Below are 17,684 nucleotides of genomic sequence, written 5' to 3'. Positions count from 1 at the left end.
TAATAAATAAAGCAGAAAACCAACCACTTTTTCTGCGGCTGATTTTCTGCTTTTTATCCCTTGCAAAATTTTAGATTATTTTCTAAGCAGGCTATAAAGTACCTGCACCATTTCACCACGGGTAGTTGTACCTGTCGGTGTAATCTTTCCGCCGTTGCCACTTACTGTGCCTGTCTTCACAAGAAGGGTCATCGCATCAACAGCCCATTTATCTACCTGTGGAGCATCAGTGAAGTCAGAGAGGGTCTTGCCCACACTGCCCTGGGGCAGTTGATCAATTGCCTTCAGCGCATTATACAGTAAAGTGAACATCTCCTGACGGGTAATTTCCTTGTTTGGTGCGTACATATTGTCCCCTATGCCCGACGTAATCCCCAATTGCTTTGCCGTTGCAAGATAGCCGGTATAGTAGGTATTTCCCGCATCCGCAAAGTTATCCTTCGCCTTCGTGTTGGGCGCAATACCATAAGCTTTCATCATCAGCACAATAAATTCGCCGCGGGTCAGCTTTGCTTCGGGGCTGAAATTTCCATCGCCTGTGCCTGTGGTAATTCCTCTAGCCGCAATGAAAGTCACGGCTTTCTTATACCATGCGTCTGCCGCCACGTCATGAAAGCTTACTGGGTTATATGCCACCCCATAATCACTAAAATGGGTCGTTTCAAAGGTAACTGTGCCTGTTGCAGCATGATAGTGTCCGTTGGGTATGGTGACAACGTTACCGCTGCCGTCGATATACCAAACAACAATGCTTTCGGGGTTTTCCAGCTCCTTTGCCGTGGGCGTATAAGGTATCGCAACCATTACCGGTGCAGCCGGATTATTCCATTGGGTCTGATTGCCGTCAACAGCAAGTGTAAGCTGAATGAGCGGTCTATTTCCAATTGCATCCTTCACCTGATCGGGCAAATTATCTTTGTCGCCTTCGCCCATGGTAATTTGCGCCTTGCTTCCATCCTGACCCTTTGCTCCTGTGAGCATATTAGAGGGAAGGGTTATGGTTCCATTTGCCGTATCTATGGTCAGACTGCCCATTAAACTATTCGTGGACAGATTTGGAATCGGGATGCCCACCGTATAGGAAGCCACATCCGGAATAGAGGGTACCGTTATTGTAGCGCCTTTCCCTTCGGACAACAGTTTGATTTGCGTACTTGCATCAATAGAAGCACTTCCCGTATTCGTATCCACCGCAACGGGCAATGTAGAACTATTACTCTCTCCCTTTACCTCCGCTTTGTAAGCCTGGGTCGTTACAGGGGTCGTTGTGGGGGTACTGGAAGATCCACCACCACCACTGGAAGAAGCGACACGGGGTGTTACACTGTTTGAGTCTAAGGATGCCCCACCTGTACCTACGGCGCTTGTCGCCGCTACAGTAAAGGTATAATCCGTACCGTTTGTCAGTCCCGTTATTACAATAGGGCTTGTTGTCCCTGTGGCAGTAATCCCGCCGGGATTTGAAGTAACGATATAACTTGTAATCTCTAAGCCGCCGTTTGATTCCGGTGGCGTAAAGCTTACGGTAGCCCGACCATTGCCCGCTTTGGCAGTGCCAATCGTGGGTGCTCCGGGCTCTACGCCATTTACATAAAAAGTGCGAGAAACGGGTATCGCAGGCAGATAGTTAATATTACCCTCCTGTTCTGCCGTTATGGTTGCTTGTCCTGCTCTGATAAAGGTAAGCACTCCTTCGGGGGTTATAGTGCAAACCTCTGGGGTTTCGCTTCTAAAGGAAACCGTCAAGCTTGAATCCGAGGAGGCTGTCAATTGAGGGGTAGTGCCGAAGTTTTGTGCCCCTGGATTATTAAAGGTAATGGTCTGGGATGCCGCCGGCGTCACGCTGTTTGATGGAGCTGACGACGGGCCATCACCTGCGACGTTTGACGCCGTTACAGTGAAGGTATATGCTTGTCCATTGGTAAGCCCTGTCACTGTAATTGGGCTTCCTGCTCCACTCACAGGGGCTATATAAGGAGAGTTCCCTGTAACGGTATAGACTGAAATATTCGTGCCACCAGTGAAATTAGGAGGGCTAAAGGCCACCGATGCACTTCCATCTCCAGCTGTGGCAACTACGTTTGTTGGTGCACCAGGAGCTACAGGGTTTACAGTAAAGCTCTGAGAAACCTGCGGTGCCGCTAGGTAGCTTCCATTCCCTGGCTGATCTGCATTTATCGTAGCAGTACCTGCAGTGATAAAGGTAAGATATCCATTCCCGTCTATAGTACAAACCCCCGTTGTACTGCTGGAAAACGTCACAGGCAAATTCGAGCTTGCCGTTGCTTCTAACTGGGGAGTTGTGCTGAAGTTTTGTGCCCCAGGATTATTGAAGGTAATGGTCTGGGATAACTTTGGTGTCACGCTGTTTGATGGGTCTGACGGTGCGCTTGTACCGCCCACGTTTGTCGCCGTTACAGTGAAGGTATATGCTTGCCCATTGGTAAGCCCTGTCACTACAATTGGGCTCCCTGTTCCACTCACAGAGGGTACATGAGAGGGGTTCACTAAAACGGTATAGGTTACGCCACTAGACGCTGGGGGCGTAAAGCTCACCGTTGCCGATGTATCGCCTGCTATGGCAGTGCAACCGCTTGGTGCGCTAGGTGGTTCGACACTCACTATAACCGTGGAAACAATGCTAAGGCTAGTTGAATCCTCACCGCCGTTTTCTGTACCACCATTGTCCCGAATACCCGTCAGCGTAATAACCCTGTTGAGAAGTGTAGGGCTGCTACTGGAGTTTTCATATGCAAGTCCGTCTACAAGTGTTTGTACCGCTGAGACTGAAATATCACCTGCCTTGGTAATGACCACCGTGGCAGTGCCCCCGGTAAGGGAAACTTGGTATGTATAGTCATTTCCTCCGCTTGTTCCAGAATTTCCAGTTGTCAAAGCAACCTTTGTACCGTCAATGGCAATCTTTTCACTTGCACCATCCATTACATTTGTGATCGTTAAGGCGAGTTGTTTAATCATCTGTCCCGCCTCTACTGTGTCAACTGCCGTATTACTAAAAAGCAAAACGGCGCTGCCACCCGAGGTAAAGGTGGGATTCCTGGGAGTTGCTGTCAGTGTAGGCGGGTCATTTACATTGCTTACTGTAATGGTGAATTGCTTATCAAAAGTCATTCCACCCATATCCATGGTACGAATGGATACAGTATAGCTGCTTTGGATAGCATAATTTGCACTGCTATTCATGCGTAACATTGTACCATTAATGTTGAAAGCAGAGGCATCATCCCCTCCCACAATAGCATAGGTAAAGGTATCCCCATGATCAATGTCGATGGTGCTTAAGCTGCCAACCATTCCATTTTCCCCTGCATTTTCCAGTATTGAACTGTTTGACAGTGCAATATCTGTAGGGATGTCATTGGCGCCCGTAATGTTCACCGTTAGGGTTGCAGAGCCTGCTAAATCACTGTTATCCGTAGCGGTAACAGTGAAGGTTTCGCTCTCATTTTCGATTGTACCGTTGATTGCGCCGTTATTGGGAACGTAAACATATTCACCACTTCCACTATCGACGTACAGCGTGCCATAGGTTCCCGCCTTAGATGCATCATAAGTCTTTCCTTCAATCTCCCAACTGCCTACCGTACCGTCGGAAATACCATAAGACGTGATGCTGCCGCCAGAGGTGGCTGAAATCGTACCTGTGGTGTTAGTAAACGTATCGTACGCTGAGGTATCGGTGTACGATACAGGCGTAGATGTAGTCACCGAAGGAGGTTCAACATAAGTAAACTGGTCAGCCGCACCTGTTTCACTTGTGCCAGCCCAATTTTCAACGGTAACGTGTACCGTACCCTCGCTCCCCTCCGGGGATGTGGCTGTAATTTGTGTTTCAGAGTTGACGGTGTAACTGCTTGCTGCAGTTGCGCCGAATTTCACGTCAGATACATCAATAAAGTTGGTTCCTGTAATGGTTACAATGGTGGCACCTCCGGTGGTGCCCGCAGAGGGAGATATGCCGGTTACCGTGGGGGCTAACTCACTGATGGCTTGTATATTTTTCAGCTCAATGTTCTGGAAAACCGCATAATTATCGGATGATAAGACAACCTTTGTTATATTCTGTGTGGGTAGCCCAGATACATTTATTGTCATTAGCCCTGAAGAGTTGATAGCGCCAAACGGAAAACTTTCGGAGTTACCATTGGCGTAGGTTACGTCAGCATTAACATTGCCGTCATCTGCCATTGCATCAAAGGAAGACAAATCAAACATATATTCGCTTTCGATTTCTATCGTTAATTTTACTTTATCATCGGGCCCTTCATAAGCATAGAGTCCCTGTCCGTCATACCATAACCCTCCAGCTCCTGTCAAGGTAAAGGTTTTTTCCCCTATGGTTCTGGTGATCGTTGTATTGCTCCCATCAAATAAATCAGCATCTGAGCCTGAAAAAGACAACGTCCCATCAGCCGCCCTCGCCTCAAGGGGAAAAGCCACAAACAGGCCCATCACCATCACCAATGTCAGCACTGCCGACAAGAATCGCCTTCCTTTTGCGCTTAATATGTTTTGCATATGCATTCCTCCATATTCTCGTAACTTTTTTCTTTCAATGAGTTATTTTTTTGCGCTATACTTCTGTTCTTTCTGCAAGAAGCTTGGAAAACGCCCTGCATTGCTTGGTAAACACAAACAGCCCATTGGTATCCTTGGTAGGCTTGTCCAGCTTAGCAATCTTATGGTCTTTTTCTGAAAAGCCGCCATAAACAAAAGTCCCTTCAATTTTTTCGTTTTTCACTGGGAATGGCGTAAGCCCTGCCACCAACAGCTTTTTCTTGTTTCGCCCTTAAACTCACCCGTCCCTTTCCCTGCGTGATTTATTGTTGCTTTGTGGCTTTATATCTGCCTTGTGGATCAAAGGTTTTGGTAGAACTATAAAATCCCCTTTTGTATCCTAAAAAAAAGTGGCATCCTCAAAAACCCCTAGTTCTATCCCTTTTCTAATCCCTAGCAACATAACTTTTCAATATTTAACCTGTATTATTTTCATTATAGATAACCATAGTTTTCCTGTCAATTGTTCTCTTTTGCTTTTCGGGAATAATGCTGCCAAAATATTTTTTCAGCCTTCTATTAAGCAGTAAAAAGAACACAAAAGCCTTCCGCAAACAGTCTTCCTCTCTTTTCATTTTACAGTAACCCCATTGGTGGTGCTAAAATATGATTGTAACACCCCAGCCAAATAAGCTATAATCTTATCAGAAAAAGAGTAAACATAATTTTGCTGCAAAAAATACAAAAGCATTTTTAAACACAAAAGCGGAAAATTTAATTATTGTGGTTGGAATGGAGGCAAGCAAATGACAAAGAGAGCAAAAAATGCGGAAATAAGTTTTATCGCACCATCCGAAAAGCTGGCAATAAGAGCTAAAAAAATAATTAAAGAAAGAAACGAAGACATTGACGTATATATATCCGCCTTGAATGAAGCTTATATTTTAGCCAAGGAGCTGCGCAAAAATGGCACTCGCGTTATTATAAGCAGAAAAGGTACGAAGGCATTTATGGAAAAGCATCTGGATATCCCCGTTGTTGGTGTAAATACTATTTTATCGGATTATATTGACATTTTAAAAACAGCAAAGAGCCTAGACGGAGTCATTGCTTTTTTTACTTATGATGAAATCACAGAAGGCATTAAAACAATGTGTTATTTGCTAAATATTAATGCAAAATACTATACATTTCACGATGTTGAAAGCTGCGAAGCCATTGTAAAACAGGCAATTGATGATGGAGCAAAGCTTGGTATTGGCGGAGCGCTGACCGAAACCTTCTCTCTAAAATATAATCTTGAACACATTGTTGTGGAAAATTCTGAGGAGGCAATTATAAATTCAATTGAAACCGCAAAGCAAATTTTAGCGATTCAAAAAGAGGAATTAAAGAAACAAGAAAAACTGAAGCTGAAGCTGAAAAGCTATCAAGCTGTGCTTGATTTTACCCACGATGCCATTATTTCCGTGGACACCTCCGGAAAGCTAACCGTAGTAAACCCTGTTGCAGAAAGAATCATGAATGTAAACAGGAAAAACTGTATTGGAAAATGGGTGGAGGATGTTCTCCCCAACAGCAAAATGATTGAGGTTTTACATAACGGAGAAAAAGAAATCAATGAGTTGATGAAAATAAACGGAACCTTGGTTTCCACAAACAGAATCCCCATCATTATAGATGATAAAGTAAAGGGCGCTGTTGCTACCTTTCAGGATATCAAAACAATTCAAGACAGTGAGAAAAATATAAGAATGCGGTTGAACAAAAAGGGATTAACGGCAAAATACACCTTTGACGATATCCAAGGTCACTCTGAGGCGATTCAAAAAACCATAGATACCGCAAAAAGATATGCCCTGTCAAACTCAACCATACTAATTCATGGTGAAACCGGCTGCGGCAAAGAATTATTTGCCCAAAGCATTCATAATTATTGCGCTAGAAAAAATGAGCCCTTTGTTGCAATTAACTGTGCGGCATTATCAAAAAATCTTTTGGAAGCGGAGCTTTTCGGATATGAGGACGGAAGCTTTACCGGCGCCTTAAAAGGCGGAAAGGCAGGTCTTTTTGAATTGGCGCACAAGGGAACTATATTTTTGGATGAAATCGGAGAAATCCCCATGGATGTGCAGGTGCAGCTTCTTCGGGTTTTGCAGGAAAAGGAAATCAGAAGAATTGGGAGCGTTGCAGTAACGCCCATTGATGTAAGAATCATTACAGCCACAAATAAGCGTCTTGAGGATGAAATTTTAAACCATAGATTTCGGGAAGATTTATATTACAGGCTAAATGTTTTGAATCTTGAAATCCCCTCCCTAAGGATGCGGAGGGAGGATGTGCCTGAAATAGGTAATTCTATCCTAAAAAAGCTGAGCGGCGAAAACTATGATGAATTTAAGAATTACTTTGATGAAGTCATAGGCAATGTTACTGATTATGATTGGCCCGGAAATATTCGGGAATTGCATAATTTTGTGGAACGAATTTTTGCAATTTTGTCAGGAGGCACCAAAAATATTCTCCTTGAGGATTTAATAAATACATCTTACGCAAAAGAAAAAAAAGACCTTAAATTTGAAAGGCAGGAACAAGAGGAGGATTTGGCTGTTTGGGAACGAAAAAAAATTATTGCAGCACTTACAAGCAATAATTGCAGCATGAAAAATGCTGCAATTGCTTTGGGAATCAGTAGGACAACCCTGTGGCGAAAAATGAAGGAATATAATATAAAACCATGATGTTTCATTGTGTTTCAATACGTTAACTTATTTTAATACAACTGAGCAACATCATGAAACAAAATATGTTTGTACAAAGTTAAAAATGTCAGCTTTATTTTTAGGCTGGCATTTTTTTAATCTCAACAAAATAAGGCAAATTCGACAATTATTTTTTGTTTCATAGCAGTTTGGCATGCATCTTGCTTAATACTATAATCACATGGCAAAGGGCTATTCCCACAGCATTGCCAACAGTCATTATTTTAATTCTATTCAATCAAAGGAGGAAAGTTTATGGGTAAGTATGCAATACGAAAAATTGGTTTCTTTATCGGTATTATCGTTTTTGTCATTATGCTTGCAATGCCGACACCGGAAGGGCTAACACCAATTGCACAAAAAGTTTTGGCTTCAACTGTTTTGATGGTTATTTTTTGGGTGACTGAAGCAATCCCCATTGCCATGACATCATATTTGCCGCTGATCGTTTTCCCGATCATCAGTTTAACAGGAGCGAAAGGACAAAATGATATTCAATTATTTAGTCACTATGCTTACACAACAGTATACTTACTTGTTGGTGTAGGGTTCCTCTCCGGCGCAATGGTGAAATGGAACTTACACCGCAGAATCGCCTTGGGTATTGTTAGAAAAGTTGGTGCCAAACCCAAAAACTTGATTTTAGGTTTTATTTTGGCAGTCGCCTTCGTTTCCATGTGGATGTCAAACACAACGGCAACCGTTATGATGATACCCGTTGCATTATCCATTACCGCTGCACTCAAAGATACGGATGGCGGATTTAAGAAAGCATTAATTTTGTCAATCCCCTTTGCAGCAACCATCGGTGGTATCGGAACAGTCATTGGTACAACAACAAACCCTACGGGCATTGGCCTCATCAGAGAATCCATTGGTCTTGATATCACCTTTACAGACTGGTTAAAAATAGGCCTCCCCTTTGTTATTGTAATTATCCCTATTTTATGGATCTATATGGTTAAGTTTTTCAAGGTTGACAAAATGAAGGATATTGATGTTTCTGCAATTGACAATGAATATCACAAACTTGGGCCTATGTCTAAGGGCGAGAAATTCACAGCTTACATTTTCCTTTTTGCCATTGTGGCATGGATGACCCGTTCACAGGTATGGGGCAAATTTATCCCCTTTGCAACAGACGAAACAATCGCTATGTTTGCGGCGTTACTTACAATTGTTGTCCCTGTTAACTGGAAAGAGGGAGAATATTTGATGGACATGAAAACAGCCATTAAAGAAATCCCTTGGTCTGCATGTATTTTACTTGGCGGCTCCATGGTAATGGGTAATGCATTTAAAGATTCCGGCTGTGCTGCATGGATTGCAGGAAAATTAGGCGGTTTGGCAGGCTTATCCCCATTACTTATTGTAATTATTGTTGGTGTTGTTACAGCAATCATTACAGAGCTTACAACAAATGCTGTTGTTGTTGCAGCGTTTTTACCCGTTCTTGCCAGCGTGGGAACAGCCATCGGCGTAAACCCTTTGGCAATGATGCTTGCATGTATGTTAGCATGTAACTTTGCATTTATGCTGCCCCCTGCAACACCTCCAAATGCGGTTGCATATGGTTCAGGCGAAATTGAGATGGCGGATCTTATTAAGTGCGGTCTTGGTCTAAAAATCATATGTTTAATTGTATTCCCAGTTATCATTTATGGTATTACAATGGGCGTTTTCGGCTTTGGAGTTTAAAAATACATAAGAAGCAATATTCAACAATATTAACATTAATGTAAATGCAACATTTACGGCGACTTTACTACTATCGCCGTATGAAAGGAGTAATGAAAATGAGTAGAGGAATACTTGACGGAATTGTAGTGCTGGACCTTACCAGGGTTCTTGCAGGTCCCTATTGCGGTATGCTTTTGGCAGATATGGGCGCAGATGTAATTAAAATCGAAAGACCCAAAAAAGGTGATGACAGTAGAGCTTTCGGGCCCTTTATCAATGGAGAAAGTGCATATTATATGAACTTGAACAGAAATAAAAGGGGTGTAACCTTAAACCTTAAGGATGAAGAAGGCAAAAAGGTTTTCATCGAAATGGTAAAAAAGGCGGATGTCGTTCTGGAAAATTACAGACCGGGAACCATGGAAAAATTGGGCTTAGGCTATGAAACATTAAAGGAAATTAACCCTCGTATCGTATATGGCTGTGTTTCCGGCTTTGGGCATTATGGCCCTTACAGCCAAAGAGCAGGCTACGATATCATCGGCCAGGCAATGGGCGGCTTAATGAGCACAACAGGGTGGCCCGGCGGCCAGCCCACCAGAACAGGCACAGCTATGGGTGATGTTTTGGGTGGTTTAAGCGTTACCATTGGTGTTCTTGCAGCCGTTGTAAATCAAATAAAGACAGGCGAAGGACAAAAGGTTGATGTTGCATTGGTAGATTCCGTGGTTTCCTCCCTTGAAATAATTACACAAATTTATCTTGCTTCCGGCAGAATACCCGAAAGAATCGGAAACAGATATGAATCAACCTACCCCTATGATTCCTTCCAGGCCAAAGACGGAAGCGTTGTTATTGCCTGCGGCAATGATAAATTATTTAAGCTTTTGGCCGATGAAATGGGTCAGTCTGAAATTGTTGATGACCCAAGGTTCAACAAAAATACAGAAAGAGTTTTAAATCATGCTGTGCTTAAGGAAATTGTTGAGGCATGGACAGTAAATTATACCATAGATGAAATTCAAGATAAGCTTCTTGCTATTGGTGTGCCTACTGCACCCATTAACACTATTGACCGAATCGTAAATGACCCCCATATTGCAGGGGCAAGAGAAATGTTTGTTGAAATTGATCACCCCGTTGCAGGCAAAACAAAAATCACAGGGGAGCATATTAAGTTCAGCGACCTAAAGGCAGACGTAAGAACACCTGCCCCCACTTTGGGTCAGCATAACGAAGAAATCTATAGTGACTTTGTGGGATTAAGTGCCGAGGAAATTGAAAACTGCATCAATAAAGGAATATTCTAAAGCGAGTGCTTTTTAGGAGGTGAACATCATGGGAAAAAAAATTGAAATCATTGAGGTTGGGCCAAGGGATGGGTTCCAAAATCTAAAGGACTACATTTCTGTGGAGGATAAGCTAAAGGTCATAGACGATATCGTTTCTTCCGGCGTAAAGCATATCGAGCATACTTCCTTTGTAAGCCCGAAGGCAATCCCCCAGCTTAAGGATGCAAAGGAAATTACGGAAATTGTTTTAAAGAAATATCCCGACGTGGAGTTTTTCCCGCTGGTTCCCAATCTTTATGGAGCAAAAATGGCTTGGGAATTGGGGCTGAAAAAGGTTTCCTACGTTGTTTCTCTTAGCTTAAGCCATAACAAGGCCAATATTAATCGTACACATGAAGAATCCTTTGAGGAATTTAAAAAAATACGAGAGAATTATCCCGAATTAAATATCTGCTTGGATTTAGCCACAGCCTTTGGCTGCCCCTTTGAGGGTAAGGTAAAAGATCCTAACGAGGTTGTTGCATTTTTAAAGGCGTATATTGATTTAGGAGTAAATAACGTTTGCCTCTGCGACACAATAGGCATTGCAAATCCTAAACAGGTAAGAGAGATTGTTACAGCTGTAAAGACCTCCTATCCCGAAGTAGAATTTGAGGTGCATATTCACGACACCAGAAATATGGGTATGACAAATACCTTAGTGGCGATTGAAGCAGGCATTACAAAAATCCAATCAACCCTAGGGGGATTGGGCGGCTGCCCTTTTGCCCCCGGAGCATCGGGCAATTTGGCAACAGAGGATGTTGTTTTTATGCTAAATGAGATGGATTATGAAACCGGCGTTGACTTTGAGAAAATTGTTTCTGCTGCAAAATTTGAAAATACCATTATTGATGGCACCTTTAGCGGTCACAATTTGAATATCGAAAAAATAACCGAGTGTAAGTAACAGATAATGCCGCAAAAGGATACTAAGTTTAAGTATCCTTTTGCTTTTTAAAATCTAAATTCTGGGATGAAAGGATGTAGAACGATGAATTTACCAAAAAAAGTGAAAATTGTGGAGGTTTGTGGACGCGACGGCTTCCAAAATGTAAAGACGTTTATAAAAACTGAAGATAAAATAGCAATTATTAAAAAAATAATTGATTCCGGCTTTCAAAAGGTTGAGATCACTTCCTTTGTGAATCCCAAAAGAGTTCCGCAAATGTCTGATGCAAAGGAGGTTTGCAAGGAAGTTCTTAAATATGCTGAGGGCAAAGGGGTGGACTTGGTGGCACTTGTGCCAAATATGAAGGGTGCGCAGCTTGCCTTTGAGTCAAACATCAAGGAGATTAACTATGTGGTATCTGTAAGTGAAAAGCATAATATGGCAAATGTTCAATCCACAGTAGAGGAATCCCTGCTTCATTTTGAAGAAATATGCAAAGAATACAAGGGTGCTTTAAAGGTAAGATTGGCTTTGGCCACCACCTTTGGCTGCCCCTTTGGGGAGAAAATTGAAACCCAAAAAATTATCACCATGGCAGAACGAGGATTAAAGGCAGGTGCAAGTAAAATTTTACTGGCAGATACCGTTGGGCTGGGCAACCCTGTTTTGGTAGACTCGGTTTTAAGTGAGGTAAAAAAATACATTCCTGTTGATGCAATTTCTATGCATCTTCATGATACCAGAGGCTTAGCTTTGGCAAATACATTGGCGGCACTCAATTATGGAGTCACGGAATTTGAATCGGCTGCCGCAGGCTTGGGCGGCTGTCCCTTTGCACCGGGTGCCTCGGGCAACGTTTCATCAGAGGACTTGGTAAATATGCTTACAATGATGGGCATTGAAACAAATATTAACATGGATGAATTAAAAACTGCCATAGCTTTCATCCGCGAAAGGGTAAATGCTCCCGTAATAAGCCATATGGCAAGTTTATTTGCAATCGGAATATAAGGGCAATGCCCCGTGATAGACAAACAAAAATTATCATGGGGCTTTTTGCCTTAGGTGTATGAGGATGCGCCCATAGAATCGGCGTTTGTATTGGTTGGTACAACACGTTATTTATTGGACATACAACAAAAGGAATGCTGTTTTTTTGCATTCCTTTTGTTGTAAAATTTAATTTTTTCTAACTTTGCCAACGGGATTTGAACTTACGATCCTTCGCTTAGGCACAGCCTCCATTTTTACAAAACACATTTCGTCACAACTTGTGCATTTACGATCACAAAAGCCCAGCTCCCTCTTAATCTTAAAAAACCCAATTTCTTTACATTATTAGCTCTGCTTATTTTATTGACTGATATAATTTTCGCCCTTTGTATTTTTTATTCTCTAATAATTTCTTTAATAATAAGGAAAGAACACGAACAAAACTCAGTAAAATGCCAAGACATACAGTTATTGTTGCTGCTGCACACCTTGTAATTCCTAAAACCCATTGGCTTATAAACAAAAAACATGGTACCCCAAAAGTCATAAATAGCTTAAGGGACACCATGTTTTCTTATTGGGGATGCCTAACCCCTAAAAATCGTCTTACTTCTCCATGTTTTGGCAAAAGCGCTGGAGAATTGCCGCAACCTGGGCACGGGTAGCACCGCCGGAGGGCATGAGACTGTTGTCACTTCCCTTAATAAGGCCTGCGCCGCATGCCCACTGCATTGCGGGAATTGCGTATTTACTGATGCCGGAAGCATCCTTAAAGCTTGAAATATTGGTTTCCTCTCCCCCGCTGAGGTCATAGCCCTTGTACTGGGCATAGCGGTAGAGGATGGATGCCATCTGCTCACGATTGATGGATGCTGCGGGATTGGTTCCATCGGAAATTCCGTTTTCCATGGCCCAAGCACGCGCCGCCTCCATATTGGCAGGAGCCTTGCCATCCATACGAGCCAGTACCATCCAGATCATCTGGCGCGTCATGGCAACATCGGGGCCAAACGTGGTTGCTCCAGTACCGGCAAACAGGCTGTTATTGTAAGCATACGCCACGCTGCCATAATACCAAGCATCCTCCGTTACATCCAGGAAGGGGAAGCTCAAAATTAGGTACTGGGAAAGATGGTTGGTAGTAAATTCCACGCTGCCCGCAGAAGCGTTATATTTTGCTTCCTTGGGTTCAATGGTACCATCATCCTTTACAAACCATACTGTGATACTATCAGCACTTTCGCCGGATTGCAGTGTGTAAGGAACAGAAACACTAATTTCCCCATCACCGAATGTACTAATTTTGGTGCCGCCTGCATAAAGATTTACATCCACCACAAGGGCAGTTTCCGTCTGCTTTCCAAGTACAGCTTTTTGCGCATCAGAAAGCTGGGCAGGGGAAACGGCTTCCACAGAAATCTTAATATCGCCCTTGCCTGCCACAGCGGCTAATGCCTCCTTATCCAGAGTAACGGTGCCTTCAGGCAATGCCACTTCAAGACCCTTGGTGCCGGAAGCTTCCTCTGTTGCAGAAATAATCTTCTGAGGGATTAACACCTCATCCACCTTCAGCTTGGATACGTCAATCTTAACCGTATCTTTGCTGGAAGCAATCTCTTTTAGCTGCCCATCTGTAGCCACAACTGTTGCAGTACTGCCGGAAACAGACACAGAGAATTCTGTTTCCGAATCACTTGTCGTTGGGGTAGTGGGGGTAGTGGTTGTGCTGGAACCACCTGTTGAACCACCGGAAGTGCTGTCATCACTGGACTTCTTTTTTGTCCGTTTTGCATAGGAAATAACATAAGCTTCCCCATCTTCTTCGCCTGTAAGGGTGAAAATGGTTTTTCCGCCACTCGTTGTAATGCTATAGTTTGCCCACTTCACTTCATCTTCATCACTGCCGGTTACATAAGCTGCATAAATTCCGGATTTTGTGTCGCTGGAGCCATCGTTGTCATAGGCAAAAACCTGATAATTGGAGGCATTTTGCCCATTGTAATAGGTGTGCCCGTTGCCCTTTGCATCCACTGTGAAATACAGCTTATCTGACATGGTCTGTCCATTAACATAATAATCCCATGTGCCTACCAAGTCGCTGATTTGGGACAGGGATGCGGTAGTACGAGGAGCAGTATAATCCATATTTTCCAAGCAGAACAGTGCAATTCCATTTCTTAATAAGGTTTCCTCAGGATCCTTCAATGCACTGGTGGGAATGCCTGCTGCCAGCCAGTAAGCACAATCTCCCTTGGCAAACTGGTTCAAATTATCGCCGCGTTCACTGCCATAACGGAACTCAATATGGTAGGTAGTATCCGGTGTATCACCACACATAAAGAAATACTTGAACTGATCCTCATTATCATCCAGACTTTGGAATACCCATGCATCCATAACTGGAGATGTACCATAGTATATATGATCCTCACCTACATATTGGTAAGGATGGGAGAAAAGCTCTTCACCATCAGCATCTTTACCGCTGATCTGGGAGCCGTTAAAGGTAATGGTTGCAACCTCTCCGGTAAAGCCGCAGAAGAACCGAATGCTTTCGGGGTTTTCTGCGTAAGCCGCCTCGGCTTCTTGTCCATATAGGGTACCGCTAATATGATTTTTCAACTGCGCTACTGTGGCATCAGCGTTATCCGCACCAACAATAGTTGCAGCGTAGTCATACCAGTAGAGGTTGTAATCTTCGTTAAAGGTGGCATCATCACCAAACAATTCCTGATAGGTATCTGTCAAGCCATACAGCAAAGCGCCGCTGACATCATCATCATACTGATCTGCGCTTTCGTACATAAGGCCGGTGGTGCCGATTTTATTTTCTGCGGCAACGCCATTTATGGTAAGGCCATCAAATGTGCAGCCGTCTACATCACAGCCCACTGCACGGCCTGCCACTGCACCGGGTGTTGATGCGCCAAAAACAGAGGTTTCATCTGTTCCCCCAATGATAGTACCCGTTACAGAGCAATTTGTAACATTAAAACGATCCTCCATGCCATAGTAGTAAAGACCTGTACCTACCAAGCCGCCTACATGTGTGGCATTGGGCGCATTAATATGAACCGCAACATCACAATTTGAAATTTCGCTAGGATCAGCTACTGTGCCTTTGCCATCATCGCCCATACCGGCAAAGCCGCATAAACCGCCGATAGCATGACCGCCATTGGTGGTATTGATGGTAACATTGGCTGTATTTCCCGAAATTTCCGCCATGCATTGCAGGCAGCCGCCGATGCCGCCAAGGCCCACAGGATCCTGCCCATTTGCCGTAATTGTTCCCGTTGCATCACAATCGATAACACTGCCACCAAAGCCGCCGCCTACGATAAGACCGCCGCACTCTGCGATATCACACTGAATGATACGACCATCGAAAAAATCGTTGTCACCAATGACAATAATTTCGGTGCCTCCTTCCGCCGACACTGTACAATCGCTGATTGCCCCTTCACTTCCGCCCACAATACCGCCGACGCAGTTCGTGCCTGTAATGGTGTTGGTGCCTGTCAAGATAACGCCTGAAACTGTACCATCCATGGCATAACCAACCACACCGCCGGTTGCCATGGTGGTTTCATCCCCTGTAACAGTCACATTTTCCAAGGTAAGATTTTCAATGGTACCTGTTGTGCAGGCAAAAATGCCGCCTACTGCCAGCATATCCCCGTCAGTAGTAACATCTACGTTGGAAATAGTATAATTGTCACCGTCAAAGATGCCGGAGAAAACCTTACTCATATCCACATCATTAGAATAGGTTAAGATACCGATGGGCTTCCAGCTGTTATACACATGTCCTTCGCCCATATTTAACACCAAATCATTTAAATCAATATTGTCTGTCAGCTTATAGCTTGCCTCCAAATCATAGCGCATAGCATACAGCTGTGCCGCACTGGCAATTTCATATGGATCGTCAGTCGAACCGTCGCCGCCGTCAAAGAGCGGCTGGTCAAAGCCCACCATATCCGACACGCCTGTCATATCGCTATTGCAATTTTCAATATTGCACAGGCAAGCATACCCCACAAGAGTACCTACTGCTTCACTACCTGCTCCCGCTGATATGCTGCCATCCGTTGCACAATTTGCCAGCTTAAAACGTGTGGGTATGGGATAAAAGGCTTTGTACGCATCAAGGTAGAATCCGCCGCCAATCAATCCGCCCACTCTTGCAGAATCATTTCCTACGGTGAGGTCCACCCCTGCGGAGCAGTTGGAAATCTCCGTTGCAGGATTTTCCCCATCCTGTCCCACATAACCCATCAGCCCGCCTATCAGATAAGCATAGTCGCCCACTGTTATGGTTACATCCATCACTTCACAATTCATAATATATTCAGCGGAAATGGCGCAGCCGGACAAGCCGCCAATGCCGAAGCAATAATCACCGTCCACGGCAATACTGCTATCATCCGCTGTACAATTCTCCAGATTGCAACCCTCTAAGCCGCCGCCCACCAAGCCGATGTCGTGAACATTGGTACCCAGCATACTCGCATCTTCGATTACCTCCATTGTCATGGTGGTTCCGGTAACGTCACAATTTAAAATGGTGGTGTCTATACCTGCGCCCACAACACCCGCCAGCATATTCGGGGGCATTGTTCCACTGTCCACAAAGCCGGTAATGGTATTGGCACCGGACAGATCTACGTCGTCTATTGTAGAGTGATAGGCATAGCCGATGGCTGCAGCAGCCATGGTATTGCCGGAAATGGTGGCATCTTCAATAATGAAGTTTTCCACCGTGGCATTTGCCACAACGCCAAACAAGCCGACACACATACTCTCATCTTCAACGGTCAAGCCGCTGATTGTGTACCCATTGCCATCAAAGGTACCATGAAAAGCATATTCCTCATCGGGCGCTTCGCCGGACGAATCATAGGGATCGGGCCTATAGGCTCCAACGGGAGTCCAATCCGTTTCAGACAGATCAATATCGTTTTCCAGTCGGTAGTAGCCGCCCAAATCCTCCCGCATGGCGTCCAGTTCTTCCACTGTACCAATCAGGTAAGGATCATTTCTTGTTCCGCTCCCCTCCCCGGGGAAATCCGCCGCCAATGCCATTGTGGGCATCAGTGACAACGCCATGGAAGCCGTTAGCACCCAAGACAGCATTCGTTTCTTTTGCATCTGTACCTCATCCTCTCTTTGTTCCAATTTTTTCGACTTGATACTGCTCTTATCAAGACTTTCCCTTCGGCAACAAGTGTTAGCCAACGCTAACCCCAGCACTAAATGAAATCCATGCCTTCTGCAATATCTGCTGCAATAAACATGGATTACTAAGTATTGAATGGCACATCAAATCGCCCCTGTACTATGGATTTCATAGTGTGAGAGTGTTTTTCTAACCCCTTTAAAATCATTTATGGAAAGCAATCCTTTTTGTAGGTTAGTTAAAGCTAACCATATCCCAAAAAAATACATCGTTTTTAGATTGTCTTAAAAACGAAGGTACCTAACGGATTATATCGACTGCTTCTT

At 43.9% G+C, this 17,684-nt stretch carries 9 protein-coding genes; 5 read left to right on the top strand and 4 right to left on the bottom strand.

Annotated elements, in window-relative coordinates; translation table 11 throughout:
• Positions 1 to 75: 75 nt before the first annotated feature.
• The 3 genes from CLNEO_RS01735 to CLNEO_RS15645 form a co-directional block, all read right to left on the bottom strand.
• Positions 76 to 4,539, bottom strand: coding sequence for an S-layer homology domain-containing protein (locus CLNEO_RS01735; RefSeq protein WP_066083836.1), 4,464 nt, complete (start codon positions 4,537 to 4,539; stop codon positions 76 to 78).
• 55 nt (positions 4,540 to 4,594) lie between these two features.
• Positions 4,595 to 4,786 carry a hypothetical protein gene (locus tag CLNEO_RS01730; RefSeq protein WP_162266448.1) on the bottom strand — a complete coding sequence of 64 codons (192 nt, stop codon included), beginning with the start codon at positions 4,784 to 4,786 and terminating at the stop codon, positions 4,595 to 4,597.
• 208 nt (positions 4,787 to 4,994) lie between these two features.
• A complete protein-coding gene (locus CLNEO_RS15645; protein ID WP_157723450.1) occupies positions 4,995 to 5,153 on the bottom strand; it encodes a hypothetical protein in 159 nt (52 codons plus the stop codon).
• Between the two features lie 171 nt (positions 5,154 to 5,324).
• Between CLNEO_RS15645 and CLNEO_RS01725 the strand changes: the two genes are divergently transcribed.
• The 5 genes from CLNEO_RS01725 (at position 5,325) to CLNEO_RS01705 (ending at position 12,194) form a co-directional block, all read left to right on the top strand.
• On the top strand, positions 5,325 to 7,259 hold the full coding sequence (locus tag CLNEO_RS01725; protein WP_066083834.1) for a sigma-54-dependent Fis family transcriptional regulator: 1,935 nt from the start codon (positions 5,325 to 5,327) through the stop codon (positions 7,257 to 7,259).
• Positions 7,260 to 7,535: 276 nt separating this feature from the next.
• On the top strand, positions 7,536 to 8,978 hold the full coding sequence (locus CLNEO_RS01720; RefSeq protein WP_066083833.1) for an SLC13 family permease: 1,443 nt from the start codon (positions 7,536 to 7,538) through the stop codon (positions 8,976 to 8,978).
• Positions 8,979 to 9,076: 98 nt separating this feature from the next.
• Positions 9,077 to 10,270 carry a CaiB/BaiF CoA transferase family protein gene (locus tag CLNEO_RS01715; protein WP_201032842.1) on the top strand — a complete coding sequence of 398 codons (1,194 nt, stop codon included), beginning with the start codon at positions 9,077 to 9,079 and terminating at the stop codon, positions 10,268 to 10,270.
• A 28-nt stretch (positions 10,271 to 10,298) separates the two neighbouring features.
• The gene (locus CLNEO_RS01710) at positions 10,299 to 11,201 is read left to right on the top strand and encodes a hydroxymethylglutaryl-CoA lyase (protein WP_066083829.1); all 903 of its coding nucleotides are present in this window, start codon (positions 10,299 to 10,301) and stop codon (positions 11,199 to 11,201) included.
• Positions 11,202 to 11,285: 84 nt separating this feature from the next.
• Entirely contained in the window at positions 11,286 to 12,194 is a 909-nt protein-coding gene (locus tag CLNEO_RS01705; RefSeq protein ID WP_066083828.1) for a hydroxymethylglutaryl-CoA lyase, read from the top strand.
• Between the two features lie 588 nt (positions 12,195 to 12,782).
• Here CLNEO_RS01705 and CLNEO_RS01700 read toward each other — a convergent pair.
• Positions 12,783 to 17,330: a GLUG motif-containing protein gene (locus CLNEO_RS01700; protein WP_066083826.1), complete on the bottom strand. Its 4,548-nt coding sequence runs from the start codon at positions 17,328 to 17,330 to the stop codon at positions 12,783 to 12,785.
• Positions 17,331 to 17,684: the final 354 nt, after the last annotated feature.

Origin of the sequence: Anaerotignum neopropionicum (assembly GCF_001571775.1) — a bacterium.
In the GTDB taxonomy this organism is placed as follows: Bacteria; Bacillota; Clostridia; order Lachnospirales; family Anaerotignaceae; genus Chakrabartyella; species Chakrabartyella neopropionicum.
Note: the sequence above shows the minus strand (reverse complement) of the source record. Positions and strands in the feature narration are given on the sequence as shown.